This is a genomic window from Ruegeria sp. BG6, assembly GCF_056538465.1.
Genome location: NZ_JBQFTB010000001.1, coordinates 249,044 through 266,547, shown reverse-complemented (window position 1 = coordinate 266,547; position 17,504 = coordinate 249,044). Strand labels below are relative to the sequence as shown.

General features: G+C 56.9%; 14 protein-coding genes and 5 tRNA genes. 9 read left to right on the top strand and 10 right to left on the bottom strand.

Annotated elements, in window-relative coordinates:
- Positions 1 to 36 precede the first annotated feature (36 nt).
- Positions 37 to 1,101 (bottom strand): PA0069 family radical SAM protein, encoded by a 1,065-nt coding sequence (locus ACR0JW_RS01350; RefSeq protein WP_170677292.1) that lies wholly within the window; start codon positions 1,099 to 1,101, stop codon positions 37 to 39.
- 317 nt (positions 1,102 to 1,418) lie between these two features.
- Here ACR0JW_RS01350 and ACR0JW_RS01345 point away from each other — a divergent pair, with 317 nt between their 5' ends.
- Entirely contained in the window at positions 1,419 to 2,117 is a 699-nt protein-coding gene (locus tag ACR0JW_RS01345; RefSeq protein WP_170614919.1) for a corrinoid protein, read from the top strand.
- Positions 2,118 to 2,277: 160 nt separating this feature from the next.
- Positions 2,278 to 2,946: a DUF1638 domain-containing protein gene (locus ACR0JW_RS01340; RefSeq protein ID WP_170677294.1), complete on the top strand. Its 669-nt coding sequence runs from the start codon at positions 2,278 to 2,280 to the stop codon at positions 2,944 to 2,946.
- 43 nt (positions 2,947 to 2,989) lie between these two features.
- On the opposite strand, the gene ACR0JW_RS01335 is transcribed toward ACR0JW_RS01340, so the two are convergent.
- On the bottom strand, positions 2,990 to 3,400 hold the full coding sequence (locus ACR0JW_RS01335; protein ID WP_170614917.1) for a SufE family protein: 411 nt from the start codon (positions 3,398 to 3,400) through the stop codon (positions 2,990 to 2,992).
- A 138-nt stretch (positions 3,401 to 3,538) separates the two neighbouring features.
- Between ACR0JW_RS01335 and ACR0JW_RS01330 the strand changes: the two genes are divergently transcribed.
- Positions 3,539 to 4,063, top strand: coding sequence for a hypothetical protein (locus ACR0JW_RS01330; protein ID WP_170614916.1), 525 nt, complete (start codon positions 3,539 to 3,541; stop codon positions 4,061 to 4,063).
- A 6-nt stretch (positions 4,064 to 4,069) separates the two neighbouring features.
- On the opposite strand, the gene rnd is transcribed toward ACR0JW_RS01330, so the two are convergent.
- The 3 genes from rnd to purM form a co-directional block, all read right to left on the bottom strand.
- Entirely contained in the window at positions 4,070 to 5,227 is a 1,158-nt protein-coding gene (gene rnd / locus ACR0JW_RS01325; protein WP_170677296.1) for a ribonuclease D, read from the bottom strand.
- Between the two features lie 113 nt (positions 5,228 to 5,340).
- Complete coding sequence (purN, locus tag ACR0JW_RS01320; protein ID WP_170614914.1) at positions 5,341 to 5,937, bottom strand: phosphoribosylglycinamide formyltransferase; 597 nt, start codon at positions 5,935 to 5,937, stop codon at positions 5,341 to 5,343.
- Complete coding sequence (gene purM, locus ACR0JW_RS01315; RefSeq protein WP_170677297.1) at positions 5,934 to 6,980, bottom strand: phosphoribosylformylglycinamidine cyclo-ligase; 1,047 nt, start codon at positions 6,978 to 6,980, stop codon at positions 5,934 to 5,936. Before purM ends, purN begins: the two co-directional genes overlap by 4 nt.
- A 180-nt stretch (positions 6,981 to 7,160) precedes the next feature.
- Between purM and ACR0JW_RS01310 the strand changes: the two genes are divergently transcribed.
- Positions 7,161 to 7,234, top strand: a tRNA-Met gene (locus ACR0JW_RS01310).
- Positions 7,235 to 7,379: 145 nt separating this feature from the next.
- Here ACR0JW_RS01310 and ACR0JW_RS01305 read toward each other — a convergent pair.
- Together ACR0JW_RS01305 and ACR0JW_RS01300 are read right to left on the bottom strand one after the other, a co-directional pair.
- Positions 7,380 to 7,456 (bottom strand) — tRNA-Arg (locus ACR0JW_RS01305).
- A 223-nt stretch (positions 7,457 to 7,679) separates the two neighbouring features.
- Positions 7,680 to 8,999 carry an ATP-binding protein gene (locus tag ACR0JW_RS01300; RefSeq protein ID WP_480713509.1) on the bottom strand — a complete coding sequence of 440 codons (1,320 nt, stop codon included), beginning with the start codon at positions 8,997 to 8,999 and terminating at the stop codon, positions 7,680 to 7,682.
- A gap of 48 nt (positions 9,000 to 9,047) precedes the next feature.
- Between ACR0JW_RS01300 and ACR0JW_RS01295 the strand changes: the two genes are divergently transcribed.
- From ACR0JW_RS01295 to ACR0JW_RS01280, 4 genes are all read left to right on the top strand, one after another.
- A complete protein-coding gene (locus ACR0JW_RS01295) occupies positions 9,048 to 9,962 on the top strand; it encodes an MBL fold metallo-hydrolase (protein ID WP_170824512.1) in 915 nt (304 codons plus the stop codon).
- A 75-nt stretch (positions 9,963 to 10,037) separates the two neighbouring features.
- Positions 10,038 to 10,112 (top strand) — tRNA-Asn (locus ACR0JW_RS01290).
- 220 nt (positions 10,113 to 10,332) lie between these two features.
- Positions 10,333 to 12,201: an amidohydrolase family protein gene (locus ACR0JW_RS01285; protein WP_170677301.1), complete on the top strand. Its 1,869-nt coding sequence runs from the start codon at positions 10,333 to 10,335 to the stop codon at positions 12,199 to 12,201.
- Positions 12,202 to 12,405: 204 nt separating this feature from the next.
- Positions 12,406 to 12,480, top strand: a tRNA-Asn gene (locus ACR0JW_RS01280).
- 150 nt (positions 12,481 to 12,630) lie between these two features.
- Here ACR0JW_RS01280 and ACR0JW_RS01275 read toward each other — a convergent pair.
- The gene (locus ACR0JW_RS01275) at positions 12,631 to 13,788 is read right to left on the bottom strand and encodes an acyltransferase family protein (RefSeq protein WP_170824510.1); all 1,158 of its coding nucleotides are present in this window, start codon (positions 13,786 to 13,788) and stop codon (positions 12,631 to 12,633) included.
- A gap of 204 nt (positions 13,789 to 13,992) precedes the next feature.
- On the opposite strand from ACR0JW_RS01275, the gene ACR0JW_RS01270 reads away from it, so the two are divergent.
- Positions 13,993 to 14,062, top strand: a tRNA-Asn gene (locus ACR0JW_RS01270).
- Positions 14,063 to 14,083: 21 nt separating this feature from the next.
- On the opposite strand, the gene ACR0JW_RS01265 is transcribed toward ACR0JW_RS01270, so the two are convergent.
- Together ACR0JW_RS01265 and pgi are read right to left on the bottom strand one after the other, a co-directional pair.
- Positions 14,084 to 15,703: a long-chain-fatty-acid--CoA ligase gene (locus ACR0JW_RS01265; protein ID WP_170677305.1), complete on the bottom strand. Its 1,620-nt coding sequence runs from the start codon at positions 15,701 to 15,703 to the stop codon at positions 14,084 to 14,086.
- A 188-nt stretch (positions 15,704 to 15,891) separates the two neighbouring features.
- A complete protein-coding gene (gene pgi, locus ACR0JW_RS01260; RefSeq protein ID WP_170824509.1) occupies positions 15,892 to 17,502 on the bottom strand; it encodes a glucose-6-phosphate isomerase in 1,611 nt (536 codons plus the stop codon).
- Between the last annotated feature and the right edge of the window lie 2 nt (positions 17,503 to 17,504).

The window sequence follows — 17,504 nt, the reverse complement described above, 5'->3', positions numbered from 1 at the left end:
TCGCAGAACGCCCCGGCCTGCCCGGGGTGTTTTTCGTTAGAACAGGCTAAGTTGGTCTCCAGCCTGTGGCGGCCGCTCAAACTGGTCACACCGCAAACGCGTTGTCCGGGTACTCAGTTGCAATCGTTTGGTCGCCAGCCTGAAGCGTTTGGCGATGATCTGCGCATATTCACCTTCGCCGCGCATTCTGTGACCCCAACGCGGGTCGTATTCACGCCCGCCATGCATGTCCCGCAACAAGTACATGATCTTGTTCGCCCGTGCCGGCTCATGCTCCAACAGCCATTCGCGCCAAAGCTCCGAGACTTCTCGTGGCAGGCGCAGCATGATCCAGCTGGCGGATTCGGCCCCGGCCTCCTTCCCGGCCTCAAGCAGGTTTTCGAGCTCGTGGTCTGTCAGCCCGGGCACGACCGGAGAGGTCATGACACGAACCGGGACCCCTGCCCCAGCCAACTGCCGGATCATCCGCAGGCGGCGCTGTGGCGATGGCGCACGAGGCTCAAGCCTGCGGGACAGTTGCGCATCCAGCGTCGTCAAAGAAACCCCGACGCACGCCAATCCGCGTTCAGCCATGGGCGCCAGAATATCCAGATCTCGTTCGATCAGCGCACCCTTGGTGACAACCGCGACCGGATGCTGGAAGTCCTTGAGAACGGACAGGCACGACCTTGTAATCAAACGGGTTTTCTCGACCGGCTGATAGGGATCGGTATTCGTACCGATTGCTATTGGCGCAACCCGGTAGCTTTTGGATGACATCTCGCGCCGCAGGATTTCGGCGGCGTTGGGGCGCGCAATCAGACGGGTTTCAAAATCCAAGCCCGGCGACAATCCCAGATAGGCATGAGTCGGGCGAGCAAAACAATACACGCACCCATGTTCGCACCCGCGATAAGGGTTAATCGATCTGTCGAACGAAAGATCCGGCGACCGGTTATAGGTGATCAGGCTACGGGCGGATTCATCTCGCAGTTCCGTCCGTAAGGGCGGAAGATCCTCTTCAATGTCCCAACCGTCATCGCAGGCAACGGTCTGCAAACGCTCAAACCGCCCCGTTGCGTTTGTCACGACACCTCTGCCACGAATGTTAGGTTGCTGCATCCCGCTGTTCTCATTTTGTTCCATTGCAATGTAGATGCAGCTTTTCCCGGACACAAGCATCGATTTCCGCCTAATTATCGCCGCGCCACAGCGATGGAATCCGGAGTCAGGCCATTGGTCCGTGGCTTTGTCATAATCTGAATGAGTTGCAGGATCATTCTGCAAATTATTCATTCGGGCGGGTCAATAATTTGACCTATAAGTCGGTCCCGGATCGGCCGACGTCGCAATCGTCACAGTCGAACTGCGGCAAAATGGTCAAAACGGGAAAAACGCCACCACGGGCCAAGGGTCCGCACAGCTCAGGGAAATGCCCCATGTCCGATGAGGAAGACATCGTCCTGTCCGAACTGAATGACGACGAACTTGTCGAACAGATGTTCGACGATCTTTATGACGGCCTGAAAGAAGAAATCGAAGAAGGTGTGAACATCCTGCTTGAACGCGGATGGACCCCTTACGACATTCTGACCAAAGCGCTGGTCGGCGGCATGACCATCGTTGGCCATGACTTCCGTGACGGCATCCTGTTCGTTCCCGAAGTACTGCTGGCTGCAAACGCGATGAAGGGTGGCATGGCGATCCTGAAGCCGCTGCTGGCCGAAACCGGTGCCCCACGCGTGGGCAAGATGGTGATCGGAACCGTCAAGGGCGACATCCACGACATCGGTAAAAACCTCGTGTCGATGATGATGGAAGGTGCTGGTTTTGACGTGGTCGACATCGGCATCAACAACCCGGTCGAAAACTATCTGGAAGCGCTGGAATCGGAAGAGCCGGACATTCTGGGCATGTCGGCCCTGCTGACCACCACGATGCCTTACATGAAGGTGGTGATAGACACCCTGGTCGAACAGGGCGTTCGCGATGACTATATTGTTCTGGTGGGCGGCGCGCCCCTGAACGAAGAGTTCGGCAAAGCGATTGGCGCGGACGCCTATTGCCGCGATGCGGCCGTGGCTGTGGAAACCGCCAAGGACTTTGTGTCGCGCAAGCACAATCAAATGGCGGGCTGACAAGCTCAGGACTGAGTTCATTAAGCCGCCCGCCACTGGGCGGCTTTTTTGTTCGCCCGGTCGCAATTCTCGCCGTGTTGTCACTCGATTTCGCGACAGGGCTTGCCACATCGATGGATCGCGCCTTTTCTGATCAAAGGACTGCCCGGGAGGCAATGCAATGCAACAGGACCGCATACCTGACGATGCCAGCCTTACAACCGAAGGCTATTCCAGCGATGAAAAACAGGGGCGCATTCTTTTGCTGGCTTGCGGCGCGCTAGCACGTGAAATTCTGGATCTGAAAAAGCGAAACGGCTGGGATCACATGGCGCTGACCTGCCTGCCTGCCATCCTGCACATCCACCCCGATCGCATCACTCGGGCCGTTGAGGACGCCGTCGCCAAACATCGCGACAATTATGACCAGATCTTTGTTGTCTACGCCGATTGCGGAACCGGAGGGCTGCTGCAAAAGGCGTGCGCCGAACTGGGTGTCGAAATGGTTCAGGGACCGCATTGCTATTCCTTCTTCGAAGGGAACACCCGGTTCGAGGCGCGCGGCGAGGATGAAACCACAGCTTTCTATCTGACCGACTTTCTGGCCCGCCAGTTCGATGCGTTCATTTGGAAACCTCTGGGCCTCGACCGGCACCCTGAACTGCGCGACATGTATTTCGGCAATTACACCAAGCTCGTGTACCAGGCGCAAACCGACGACCCCGATCTGACCGCTCGCGCGCGCGACTGCGCCGACCGCATGGGCCTGGAATTCGAGCGGCGGTTTACCGGCTACGGAGATCTCGAAACCACCCTGGCAGACTGGGCAGCCCGGTCTTCTTCTGTCTGAAAATACCTTGGGGTGCGCGCGACTGGCCGCTCGCCAGTCCCGATCAGGCGTTTTCCCGCGCTACGTCGCGAATCCGTTCGATCATCGAACGCAGGCCGTTGGACCGTTGCGCTGACAAATGATCATTCAGACCCAATCTCGCCAGTTCCCCGCCGGCGTCCACCATCGGCACGTCACGCACTGGCAACCCATTGTACAACGACCGCAACACCGCAATCAGGCCGCGCACGATCAGTGCATCGCTGTCGCCGTCAAAACGAAACACACCGTTGTCGATCATCGGATGCAGCCAGACCTGGCTGGCGCATCCATGAACCTTTGTGGCCGGAACCTTCAGCGCCTCGTCCAGAGGTTCCATCGCCTTGCCCTGATCGATGACATGACGATACCGGTCTTCCCAGTCCTCAAGGAATTCGAAATCCTCGACGATCTCTTCAAAGGCAGGCGTTGCCATGTTGCCGCGGTCCTTTTGTTACCTTCACTTTTTTGACCTATGCCGAGCATGCGCGTCTGTCCAGTCCCAGTCCGGCTTTTCAAAGCATGGAAATTGCGCTAACCCATTGTCGGAACTACTGCTCAGGGCTTTGAGACCATGAAAAAAACACTCACCTTTCTAATGGTCGCATCGCTGACCCTGTCTGCCTGCAATAGCTGGCGCGATTCTCGGGCGAACCCTTCGAACTGGTTTGGCCCGGGCACGCCCCCACCGGAGGAGGTTCCGGTCGACGAAGCCAATGCGCTTATCCCGAAGCAACGCACCGGAACCGGCCTGTTTTCCCGCCCCGAAGAAGCGGATACGAGCGTCCTGCTTGCAAGGATCGATGAACTGAGGATCGATCCAACACCCTCGGGCGCGATTGTCTATGCATCCGGCACGGCAATACGCCAGGGCGCCTTCAATGCGCGTCTGGTTCCTGTTGTCAGTGAAGAGAACTCGAAAAACGGCGTTCTGGAATTCGGCTTTCGGGTAAATTACCCCAAGGCTCAGACCCGCCAAGGTTCCGAGAGGTCCCGGATGGTTTCGGACGCGATCAATGTCAGCCTGCAGGATCTGCAATCCATCCGTCTGGTGCGGGTGGTCGGCCAGCAGAACACGTTGGAATCGCGGCGGCGCTGATCGGCGTCAGAGGGAAACGACCTTCACGACCTGCCCTTTGGCGGCCAGGGCGATCTTGCCCTCACACAGTTTCAGGGCGTCTTCACCGAACACCTCAAACCGCCAACCCGACATGGCTGGCAGTTCACGTTCGCCCGCTGCGATCTGATCCAGCTCGGAACTGGTTGCAATCAGTTTGGCCGCCACACCCGAACTTTCGGTTTTTGACTTTAGCAGAACGCGCAGCAAGTCAGATAGCGCCGGGTTGACCTTGAGGTTGTCGCGCGCCTTGTCGACCAGCGGTAGATCCGACGAAGGGCAATTCACACCTGTTTCAACCGCTGCCAGAATCCCGTTGGCAATTGCGCCTTTGCGCGCCTCGCGCAGCAACAAACGTGAACCGCCCAGATCTGATGCCGTTTTCGGTTTGGTCGATGCCAGCTCGATCAATGCGTCATCCTTGAACACGCGGCTGCGTGGCACATTGTTTTCCTGCGCGTATGCCTCGCGAAACTTGGCAAGCTCACGCACGACAGCCAGAAATCTTGCCGAATTCGTGCGCGTTTTGACACGCTTCCAAGCTTCCTCAGGCCGCATTTCATAAGTGCCAGCCTCGGTCAGGGTGCGCAGTTCTTCGGCCACCCAATGGCTGCGGCGTGTTTTTTCCAGCTCAGCCGCCAGATGTTCGTAAATCTGACGCAGGTGGGTCACGTCCGCCAGCGCATAGGTCTTTTGCGCATCGGTCAGCGGGCGCCGTGACCAATCCGTAAAGCGAGAAGTCTTGTCGACGCCCTGTCGGCAAATCTTGCGCACAAGCGTCTCATAGCCGACCTGTTCGCCAAATCCGCAGACCATTGCGGCCACCTGCGTATCGAACAGGGGTTTTGGGAAGACACCCGCCTCGACCCAGAAAATCTCCAGATCCTGACGCGCAGCGTGGAACACCTTGACGATGTCCTCATTCCGAAACAGGTCGAAAAGCGGTTCAAGCGACAGCCCATCCGCCAGTGGGTCCACCAGAACGGCGCTGTCTTCGTCGTTGGAAGGGACGGCAAGCTGAACCAGGCAGAGTTTCGAATAATAGGTACGCTCGCGCAGAAACTCGGTGTCCACGGTGACATAAGGGAAGTCCGCCGCGGCCTTGCAGAATGCGGCCAGCTCTTGCGTCGTTGTCAGGGTTTTCATTCGCCGTACTGTTCTTGCTCTTGTTCTTTCAACTGCCCGTTTTTGACCTCGTCCCGAGCCTTTGAGCAAACCATAGGCAGAATAACAGCCGCGTGTAAATCACCCACAGCGGATCACGGCAGCAGAACTGGCGACCTGTTGCCTTCTGCATACCTTCTCAGCACGGCAGGATACAGTTTGTGTTCCCAGGCCAGCACGCGCTCCGCCAAAGATTCCGGCGTATCGCCTGCTTCGACCCTGACTCGCGCCTGTCCCAGGATCGGCCCGTCATCCAGCGCGGCGGTGACTTCGTGCACCGAGCATCCATGCTCCGCGTCGCCCGCCGCGATGGCCCGGGCATGCGTATCCAGACCTTTGTACTTGGGCAGCAGAGAGGGGTGGATATTCAGCATCCTGCCCTGAAACTGGGAAACGAAATCGCCGGTCAGCACCCGCATGAATCCGGCGAGGCACACAATATCCGGCTGTGCTTCCTGCAAGGGTTTCAACAGTTCGGCTTCGAAAGCGGCGCGATCACCGTTGAACGGGCGGTGATCCACCACAGCGGTCGGAATGCCCCGATCCGTGGCCTTTCTTAAACCGCCGGCCTGCGCGTTGTTGGCCAGAACCAGACAGGGACGCGCCGGATGTTCGCCGGTCATACTGTCAACCAACGACACCATGTTCGATCCGCCACCGGAAATCAGGATGGCGACGCGCTTATGGCTCACAGCAATTTACCGGAATAGGATACACCGGGCTGATCGGTAACGGTGCCAATGCGGGAAACGCTTTCTCCGGCTTCAGTCAACAGGTTTGCCAATTCATCAGCACGGTCAGCGGCGCAGACAATGATCATGCCGATGCCGCAGTTGAAAGTCTTCAGCATCTCGGCCTCGGCAATGCCGCCGACCTGAGCCATCCAGCCAAAGACCGGGGGCAGTGTCCACGAACTCAAGTCAATTTCGGCACCCAGATCGTCGGGCAGAACCCGAGGCAGGTTTTCGGTCAGACCGCCGCCGGTAATATGGGCCAGCGCATGTACGCCCCCGGCCCGGATCGCCTGCAGTGCTTGTTTCACATAAAGCCGTGTCGGGGTCAGCAATGCCTCGCCCAACGACCCGTCACCAAACGGAGAATCTGCATCCCAGCCCAGGCCCGACATCTCGACCAGTTTGCGCACCAGCGAATACCCGTTGGAATGCACCCCATTGGACGCCAGTCCCAGCAGAACATCGCCTTGCTGCACACCTGCCGGCAGATGCGCACCGCGTTCCATGGCACCGACCGAGAAGCCGGCCAGATCGAAATCTCCTTCCGGGTACATGCCCGGCATTTCCGCCGTCTCTCCACCGATCAGGGCACAGCCAGACTGAACGCAACCTTCAGCAATACCTTCGATGATCCGGGCGGCTGTATCGGTATCCAGCTTGCCGGTCGCAAAGTAGTCCAGGAAAAACAGCGGCTCGGCCCCCTGACAGATCAGGTCGTTGACGCACATGGCGACAAGATCGATGCCCACGCCGTCGACAACGCCAGTATTAATGGCAATCCGCAGTTTCGTTCCAACTCCGTCCGTCGCACCGACCAGGATCGGATCGGTGTATCCCGCGTCTTTCAGATCAAACAAGGCGCCAAACCCGCCCAGGCCGCTCATCACTCCGGAACGGTTGGTCCGCTTGGCCGCAGGTTTAATGCGGTCCACCAATGCGTTTCCCGCATCAATATCGACACCTGCGTCAGCATAGGTGATTCCGTTCTTGCCCGCTGTCATGGCCAACCCTTCCTGAATGCTATTCGCGCGGGTTATTCGATTGCGCCGCGCGTTGCAACGGTCAGGCGCAACAGGTGTGTCACTGGACGCCGCCGGATGCCGTGAACGCCAAGAATTTCAGATTGAGCACCGAACACTCTTGGCGTGCCGATAACATTGCTGTACGTAGCGCGTGTTCCTGGGGGATTAGCTCAATTGGTTAGAGCAGAGCGCTCATAACGCTTTGGTTGGGGGTTCAAGTCCCTCATCCCCTAGGAGAGTGGATTTCCCCATATTACGTTCAGGCACTGTTCGGGTGTTAGTTGGACAAGGAACAATAGATCCGATTCGCGGTAAAGAATCATAACCTTAGCCAGTTGTGGCAAACCTTGCGCTGCGAGAGGGTGAATACCGGAAAAGTGGTGAGCCGTGCAGGACTCGAACCTGCTGCCTCCAAATTAGGAATTTGGCGCTCTATCCAGATGAGCTAACGGCCCTTGCCTCCCAAAGTAATTCGGGGAATGCCCGGACAAAGTCAACGGTGTAACGCTTTTGCATTACCGACGGCCGGCCAAGGCACTCAATCTGCTTTCAGCCGAAATATGAAACGAAGACCGAAAAGGCAAAGGTTACTGGGTATTCTTCCCATAGAGCGCAGTTTCAAGATACCGGTCCGGAAGCCCTCCGCAATCGTAGCCGCGATTCGCGCCGGAACTGCCGTTACCGTCCAATAATGATATCCGCACACAGTCCGCCCAGTCGGCTGCTTTCGGCCAGCCGCAAAACGCCGCCGTGCGCGCGGGCTATGTCGGCCACAATCGCCAGCCCCAATCCCACGCCGCTGCCCTTGTTTTGATTCCGGGACGGATCAAGCCGGGTGAAGGGCTTGACCGCCTCGGTGCGCTGTTCCGCAGGGATGCCGGGTCCGTCATCTTCGACCCTGACCCGCAACGACTTCTGCGTCAGGGTCAGACTGACCTCTGCCCTGTCGCCATAGCGAACCGCATTACCGATCAGGTTTTCAACGGCGCGCCGAAATGCCGTCGAGCGCAACATGACGGTTCCTCCGCCTTCGACTGAAACCAGTTCAACCGCTAGCCCGGCGCGTTGTGCGTCGTCCACAATCTGCTGCAGCAGGATTTCCGGGTTCACTTCTTCCGGTGCGCCCTCGGCGGCACCCCGCGAAAACTCCAGAAATGCATCCAGCAGCGATTGCATCTCATTCACGTCCTGCAACAGGGGCGCTGCTTCATCCTCGGGCAACATCGACAGACCCAGTTTCAGACGCGTCAACGGCGTTCTCAGGTCGTGGCTGACCCCGGACAACATCAGGGTACGCTGTTCCATCTGACGTTCGATCCGCGCGCGCATGTCCAGAAAGGCGCTTCCTGCCGCGCGGACTTCGGTGGCACCTCCGGGTGAATACGGCACGACCCTGCCCCGCCCGAAGGCCTGGGCCGCGTTTGCCAGCCGGGTGATCGGTCGCAACTGATTGCGCATGTACAGAAACGATATCGTTGTCATCACTATGGCGAAGAACACCATCGTCACAATCAACTGATGCGGTGTTGTAGGTGACATGCGGCGACGATCGAATGTCAGTTGTAGCAGTCCCAGGTCCGTATCCAGGTACAGCCGGGCTTCGTGACCGCTGGGAAGGGCCACAGCCGTCAGATTCGGAATCAACGCTCGCAATTCCGCTTCCACCTGAGGCGCGATGAAATCGTACCAGCGCCGCCTGCCGACATCGGGCTGTTCGTTCAGGTCAAGAAACCGAAGCTGCATTTCGAGCGTGGCCAGTTCGGGCCGTATCGCAGCCAACACCTGCTGCTGCGTTTCCGCGTGTTCAACGGCCTCGGTCACCAGCATCACTTCGCGCGACGTCGCGCGCGTCATCTGCGCGGTGACATCCTCCAGGTGTTTTTGCAGAAACGCGATTCCCACCACCAGCAGCAGGACAGCCACCGGCAGAACAATGATCAGGGCAGCCCGGGCGTACAGGCTGCGCGGCATATATGGTTTGAGCCAATGCGTTGACATGCGCTAAACCTAGCGAGCCGCACCGGCAAGAGAAAGAGCACATCGCCCATGCAAGCCCCCGACGATTTCGACCCGCCGACAGGACAGGCCGAGCAATTGCAACACGGCCTCAGACGCATCGTGGCTCCAAACCCGTCTCCAATGACGTATCGCGGGACCAATACTTATCTTCTGGGATCAGGGGACGTCGCGGTTATCGATCCCGGCCCCCTCAGCGAACCGCATCTCGACGCCATTCTGGGCGCGCTGAACCCTGGGCAGAAGATCAGCCACATCTTTGTCACCCACAGCCATCTGGACCATTCTCCCCTCGCCGCCCCTTTGTCCGCCCGCACCGGTGCGCCGATTCTGGCTTTTGGCGGCCCCGAGGCCGGGCGCAGCAACGTAATGCGCGAACTTGCGGAAAACGGTCTTGTTGGCGGTGGTGAAGGAATAGACGGGGATTTTCGCCCGCATGTCGAACTGGCAGACGGCGAAACCGTTGACGGCGACGGCTGGCAGGTCGAGGTTATTCATACGCCGGGCCATCTGGGAAACCACATCGCGCTCGCCTGGGGTGATGTGTGCTTTACAGCGGATCACGTGATGGGCTGGGCCAGTTCTCTGGTGTCTCCGCCGGACGGGGATCTGACCGATTTCATGGTCGCCTGTGAACGTCTTCGTGCCCGTGACTGGTCTGTCTTTCACGCGGGACATGGTGCACCCATTGCCGATCCCGCCGCCCGGCTGGACTGGCTGATCAGCCACCGAAGAAGCCGTGAAGCCCAGATACTGCAGGCACTCAGCCATAACCCCGGCACCGCCCGCGAGTTGGCCATACGGATCTACACCGACACGCCAAAAGCACTTCTGCCGGCAGCCGAGCGGAATGTTTTCGCGCATCTTGTTGATCTTTGGGGAAAATCGCGCGTCCGTCCGACAGGAAAATTGTCGACCGACGCTTGTTTTTACAGGGTGGAATAAGCCGAAAAGAATTTTCGTTCTTCCGGTCGTTCTGCTCTGGACGGCGAAATCCGAGGTTGCTATACGGCCCTCAGTTCCGGCGTAGCTCAGCGGTAGAGCAGTTGACTGTTAATCAATTGGTCGTAGGTTCGATCCCTACCGCCGGAGCCAAAATTCTCCAGATAATTCCGACACGCACTTAAAGCCCTCATGTTTCGGCAGAGGGATATAGGGTCGCGATGCCCTTTTGATGCCGAGACTCAAATGGCACGAATGTGCGCTCTGCGGACAAACGACCATTCAACCTACCGCCAATAGATATCAAAACATGCCATTTTGTTGATCTGAAACCGCTTTCCGATATTCTGATAGTCAACGGGAGGATCTATCTATGCGCACCTTGTTTCTGGCGGGCACGTTGTCTGTTCTTTCGACACTATGCACCGCGCAGACTTACGACGTCGTCATTCTCAACGGTCGGGTAATGGACCCGGAAACCGGGTTCGATCAGATCTCAAACGTCGGAGTCAGCAATGGTTGGATCACCGCGATCACTGACGAAGAAATTGATGGCAGCGAGACCATCGATGCGACAGGTCACGTTGTAGCTCCTGGGTTTATTGACCTCGAGCAACATGGGTTGGACCCGTGGGGTATCAAGGTAAACCTTCGTGATGGCGTCACAACCCAAATGGATTTTGAGGTCGGAGCCGCGAACATCGATGAATGGTACGAAGCACGAAAGGGTGCAACGCAGGCAAACTATGGCACAGTCGTTGGACAAGAATTCGCGCGGATGCGGGTCCATGACGGCCTCGTGCTTGAAGGAGGAGACATAGACTTCCGGAACTTCTTTGCGCTAAGGGCGCAGTCTGTGGAAGACGGCGTCGAGGGATGGTCTTCGGTCCCAAGTATCCGTGAGCAAATGAACGAAATTAGTGCACAGCTTGATGAGGGGCTGCGTTTAGGCGCGCTCGGCGTGGGATCGACCATCGGCTACGCCCGCGAAGGTATTACTACCTATGAGATGTTCGAAGCGCAGCGGGCTGCGGCGCGTTACGGAAGATTGACCTCCGTCCATCACCGATTTCATCCCAGTGCTTCGACACCGACAGAAACACAGACGGGCGTGAACGAAATCTTGGTCAATGCGATAGTGCTCGACGCACCGCTCCACATACATCATGACAATGACTATGGCTGGTGGGAAAATCAGGAAAAACTCCAGATGGCCCGCGACCAAGGCTACAACGTTTGGTCCAGCTACTATCCTTGGACCGCAGGGTCGGGAAACTACGGAGCTTCGATCATCGCCCCCGAAAACTGGGAAGGTTCGATGGGGTACAAATACGAAGACACCATCTTTGACCCCCAACTTGATCGCTTCGTAACCAAAGACGAATTCTTGAGTTTCGCAGAAAATGAGCCGGGACGGACAGCCATTGTTTTCAGCCCGCCGAGGGAGCAATGGCTAAACGACTGGATCACTATCGCGGGTTACGGCATCTCGGGCGACGGGATGGCCGGACTGGACATCGAAGGCAATCTGATGAGTTGGGATGCGCCCTATGAAGACTATGCTGGGCATCCCAGATCTGCTGGCAGCCACGCACTTGTTTTGAGATTGGCACGCGAAGCGAATGTGCCATTAATGCTCACGCTCACTCAGCTAAGCTACATCCATGCAAAGCGGTTGGGCGATACCGGATTGCGGGCAATGCAAGTGCGTGGGAGGATGCAAGAAGGCATGGTTGCGGACATCACAATTTTTGATCCGGAATCCGTGACCGAAAAGGCCAACTATACGCTTGGCCAGCAAGGCCTTCCTTCAGAAGGCATCCCGTACGTTCTCGTTAACGGTGTGATTGTTGTTAAGAACAGCCAAGTTCAGCGAGATGTCTATGCAGGGCAGCCGATCCGGTTTCCCGTCGAGGAACAAGGGCGTTTCATTCCGGCTGGTCGCGAGCAGATCATGGGTATTCTCACACCGGATACCGGCACGGCTCGCCCAACACTGCTCGATGACATAACAAATAGTGAAGCCAATATCGCACCTGCCGCGCCACCAACCAATCAGGTTGCATCGGTAGAGCCGACCGACCCTTTCGATTGGTTTACACCTCGCAGCGGTTTAGATGATAGTGCCCTGTTTTTTTGCGTAGTGCATGCTCGCTTCGAGGACAGTGCAACTGTAAAACGTGATTATGCGAAAGCTATGATGGCCCGCACGGGAGAGGTTAGACCCATTCAGTCTGAGTGACCAACAACTAACTATCTCGCCGCGTCATTGGGTATGGCGAAACGATAGTCTGCTTTGGGCTCAATGAGGCCGTCGGCAGCGTTGTAGAAGAAAGCCCGCCTTGGGTCACCGCCGGATCAGATCAGAGGGCTTGTACTTCACCCCTCAAAAAATTCGTAATTGCATCTGGACCTCCGCTTTGCCTGTTGATACATGCAGCTCAGTTCCGGCGTAGCTCAGCGGTAGAGCAGTTGACTGTTAATCAATTGGTCGTAGGTTCGATCCCTACCGCCGGAGCCAATTCCATCACAAACCGTTGATTTTGCAACGCCAGGCGAACCCGACCTGTGGGCTTCGGGTTCTTGCATTCCTCAGGACCATGGGTTTCTTGGCAAGAGCCGAAGGCACTGTACGCCCCAACGGAAAATGGGGCACGTTGTGCCCCATCGCTTACCTTTTTGCCCAGAACGGTATGAAGTTCAGCGACCAGCCGTCCGATCGCTCGAGAAGTCTCCTCGCGCTGCGCTGCGCCGGAATCTCGATCAGCTTCCATGAGGCGGTCGAGATCAGGACCGAGGCCAGGAAAGAAAGAAGCAGGCTCCACTCATACGCAATTTTGCCATCGAGCACGGTCAGCACGAAGATCCCCATCGGTATGTGGAACAGATACAGGGAATAGCTGATGTTTGCGAAAAAGTAGAGAAATTTCGACTTCTTGGGCTTCGCCAATATCGCACCCCAAAAAATCAAAACAGCTTGTATGTAGGTGTAAATGGGAAGAGTTGTAGGCGTTTCGAACAGATAGCCAGGCTGATAGTGTTCATAAAGCTGGATGAACAATACAGCTGTTACCATATTCATCACTGCAAATTCAGGCGCTTCTATTTTCTTGGCGCGATACAGGTAGGTCAGTCTTCCGATGGCGAAGATCGGAAAGTAAACCGTATAATGGGACAAGGATGACATGATGACCTTGCTACCAGGCCACACGATAATTACCGACGGCATGAGCACGATAATGACCGACGGCACAAGAAGGATTAACAGTGTGGATTGAATGGGACGGCTGGACATCCTCGTGAAAAACACGGCGGCCAGGGCATAGAACAAAATCTCAACCACCAGCGTCCATGTTACTGTCAGGATACCTTTCTTGAAGTAGACCAGTTGATCAAACAACAATGCGGACCCAAGCAGATCTCTAAAATCTGCCAGCGATGTACCCGGGATGATTGGGAAGCCAAAAAAATCCAAAACAAAATTAATGAACCCAGTAAAGAAAACCGCCGCAATAAGCGCCGGAAAAATCCGGAAAACCCGTTTTATTACAAAAGCTTTTCGGGTGTCGTTTTCCACCGCCAGAGAGATTATATACCCTGAAATCAGAAAGAAAATCACAACCCCCAGATGCCCCAGGCCGTGATACAGATGGAAGGGCAACATCAAGTTGTTGTAGAAGAAAGTGTAAACAGACCAAGTGCCAGAGGTTGAGTACAACCAAAACCCTACCAGATGGCTCCAAACAACCATCAATGCGGCAATGCCTCGCATTATATGAATGGACGACAGAAAGTTTTTCGAGCTGGAAGTCAAATCAGCGGCGTTCATAAAAAACTCTCCGTATCGCGCACGAGGATAGCAATGATTTTGCCCGCCTGACTATATAGGCTTTTATGGTTTCACAAGCCCCCGCCAGATACTCTTTCGTTGAGCGCAAGTCCGGAGTTGGTTTCTACGTGGCATCCCAATATACCGTCAACTTACCTCTGGAAGAGATCAGAGCCTGTTACTACACGGCGAGGACCGTTCTGGCCCAGCTCAGCGGTAGAGCAATTGACTGTTAATCAATTGGTCGTAGGTTTGATCCCTACCGCCGGAGCCAAATTTCCAGAAAGCCAAGAGCTTAACCGGTCAGCGCATTCGAGTGATCTGAACGCAAAATGCGTTTCATCACCTTGCCGGTTGCACTCAGTGGAAGGGTGTCGACAAAGACGACCCTGTCCGGGATTTGCCACGAGGCGATTTTCCCATCAAAGAACGACAATATCTCGTCCGGCGCCGGATCCTGCCCCGCGGCCCGGACCGCCACCAGCAGCGGGCGTTCGCCCCATTTGGCGTGTGGTACGCCGACGACGGCGGCCGTGGCCAGTTGAGGATGCGCAACGGCAATGTTCTCCAGTTCTACCGAACTGATCCATTCGCCACCCGACTTGATGATGTCCTTGGACCGGTCGCGGATCGTCATGTATCCGTCCGCGTCCAGCGTGGCGACGTCTCCGGTCACAAACCAGCCATCCTGCAATAGGTCCTCGTCCTGCATCCGGAAATAGCTGTCCAGCACCCAATGCCCGCGCACCAACAGGTCGCCCTGCGTCTGTCCGTCGTGCGGCAGATCGTTGCCTGCGTCATCCACGATTTTCAGCTCGACCCCAAACGGCGGGCGACCTTGATTTTCGCGCAACCTGTGCTGTTCTTCAACCGGAAGGTCACGGTGTTTTGCCAAAGCAACATTCGCGGTGCCCAGGGGGCTCATCTCGCTCATGCCCCAGGCGTGCACCGTGTCGACACCATAGGATTCCCTGAACGTTTCGATCATTGATGGCGGGCATGCGGCACCACCGATCACCGTACGGTTCAGACTGGCCAGTTTGCTGCCGGACTGTTCGGCATATGCCAGCAAACCCTGCCAGATCGTCGGCACACCCATGGCCAGCGTAACGCCATATTTGTCGATCAGCTTGACCAGCGCTTCCCCGTGCAGATCAGGGCCAGGCAGAACCATGCGTGATCCGGACATGGCACAGGCATAGGGCGACCCCCAGGCATTGACGTGAAACATCGGAACAACCGGCAGGACCACATCAACCGCCGAAAACCCGATGACATCCGTAGCGTTCGACGCAAAGCTGTGCAGCACCGTCGAACGATGGGAATACAGAACCCCCTTTGGGTTCCCGGTTGTTCCGGACGTGTAGCACAGGCCCGCAGCGGTATTTTCATCAAAGCTGGGCCAATCAAAGTCCGCCTTGCCGGTTTCCAGTAGCTCGTCATAGAACTGCAATCCTGGGATCTGCGACAGGGCATCCTGATTTCTCGGTCCCATCAGTACGTAGTGCTGTACTTCGGTCAGTTTGTCGCGCAGCACCGCGACCAAGGGGATGAAGGTCGCGTCAAAGAACAGGACCCGATCCTTTGCGTGGTTGATGATGTATGTAAGCTGTTCGGGAAACAGGCGCGGGTTCACAGTATGGCAGACATACCCGGCCCCCGAAGTTGCATAGTAGATTTCCAGATGGCGGCGGTTGTTCCATGCAAGGGTACCAATCCGGTCCTGCGGCTGCAGGCCCAGTTGCGTAAGTGCGGACGCAAGCCGACGCGCATTTCGTGAAATCTCGGACCAGTTGGTCTGTGTGATGGTTCCATCGGTTTCTACCGAATGAATCTCGGTCTGTCCGTGATAGCGTTCCGCATGATCAATCAGCGACGAAATCAGCAATGGCTGCGTCATCATCTGTCCCAGCATGGGCATCCTCCCTTTGGCTGCGCCGCAAGAGGCCCGCGGCGCTGATCCCTGATCATCAATCTGCACCGGACCAAGTCTCGGCGGTCTGATCAGAGCGTCTCCCCTGACAAATCCTGCCAATCATTTAATTGTCTGACAATAAAAGATTGTACAAAACCGCGCTAAGGGCGCCGGTGTTATTAGGGAATTCAGGCTCTGTGACGCAGGGCGTAGTCTACCAAGGCAGCGGTCGAACCGTCCTTTTCCGCAGCCTTTTCGTCGCCGTCGACGATTGGTCCCAGAGATGTGGCAAGCTCTTTGCCCAGCTCAACGCCCCATTGGTCGAACGAGTTGATGCCCAGCAAAATGCCCTCCACGAAAACCCGATGTTCATAGAGCGCAATGATCTGGCCCAGCACAAACGGGGTCAGCTTTGGATAGATCAGCGTCGAGGATGGACGGTTTCCCGGAAACACGCGGTGACGCGCCTGCCGCTCCAGTTCATCGCCCTTCAACCCCTTGTCTGCCATCCGCGACCGCGCTTCCTCCAGCGAACGCCCGCGCATAAGCGCTTCGGATTGGGCAAGGCAATTGGCCAGCAAAAGGCGGTGGTGATGCGCCAGTTCAGGTTCGTGTCCTTCCGCGGCCACCATGAACTCGCACGGTATGATATCGGTGCCCTGGTGGATCAGCTGGTAAAAGGCGTGCTGTCCGTTTGTTCCCGGCTCTCCCCAGACAACCGGGCCAGACGGCACGGTCAACGGGCTGCCATCCATGGCGACCGACTTGCCGTTCGATTCCATTTCAAGCTGTTGGAAATAAGCCGGAAGACGCAGCAAACGCTGATCATAGGGCAGAACGGCGCGGCTGGGATAGCCCAGTACCTGACGGTGCCAGACACCGACAAGCGCCAGCATCACCGGCATATTCTCGGACCACTCAGCGGACCGGAAATGCAGGTCCATTGCCTGACCGCCGCGCAGGAACGCGTCAAAGGCGTTGGACCCGACGGCGATCATCACCGGCAGGCCAACTGGCCCCCAGACGGAATAGCGCCCGCCGACCCAGTCGGCGAAACCAAATACGCGGTCTTCCGGGATGCCAAAGGCCTGCGTCTTGTCAAGCGCGCTTGACACGGCGGCAAATTGACGTGCCGGGTCACCGCCGCCGTCCAGCATCCAGGCGCGCGCTGTCCGGGCATTGGTCATTGTTTCGATGGTCGTGAACGTCTTGGAGGCGACTATGACCAGCGTTCGCGTGGGATCCAGCTGGCGCAAAGTATCCGCAATATGCGCACCATCCACGTTCGAGACATAGTGCAGCCTTGGACCGTCATGGTATGGCGAAAGCGCATGGGTGGCCATGACGGGCCCCAGGTCGGATCCGCCGATCCCGATATTCACTACATCCGTAAAGCTACCCCCTGCCCCAACGATCGAGCCTCCGCGTACTTCTTCCGCAAAAACGCGCATCCGCTGCAATGTGTCCAGAACCTCTGGCATCACATCCTGACCATCGACCTCAACCGGCCCGCCATCCAGATTTCGCAGCGCGGTGTGAAGGACCGCGCGCCCTTCGGTCTGATTTATTTTTTCTCCGCCGAACATGGCGGTACGCTTGTCGGCCAGACCCGCAGAATCGCAAAGCCCGGTCAAGGCATCACGGATTTCGGAGTTGATCAGGGTTTTGGAGTAGTCGAACAGCAGATCTCCGGCAGATGCCGAAAACTGGTGCGCCCGGTCAGCGTCGCTGTCGAACAGGTCCAGAATGCTGTGATCCTTAACAGATGTTGCCAGCGATTTGAGTGTGTCCAACTGCATTG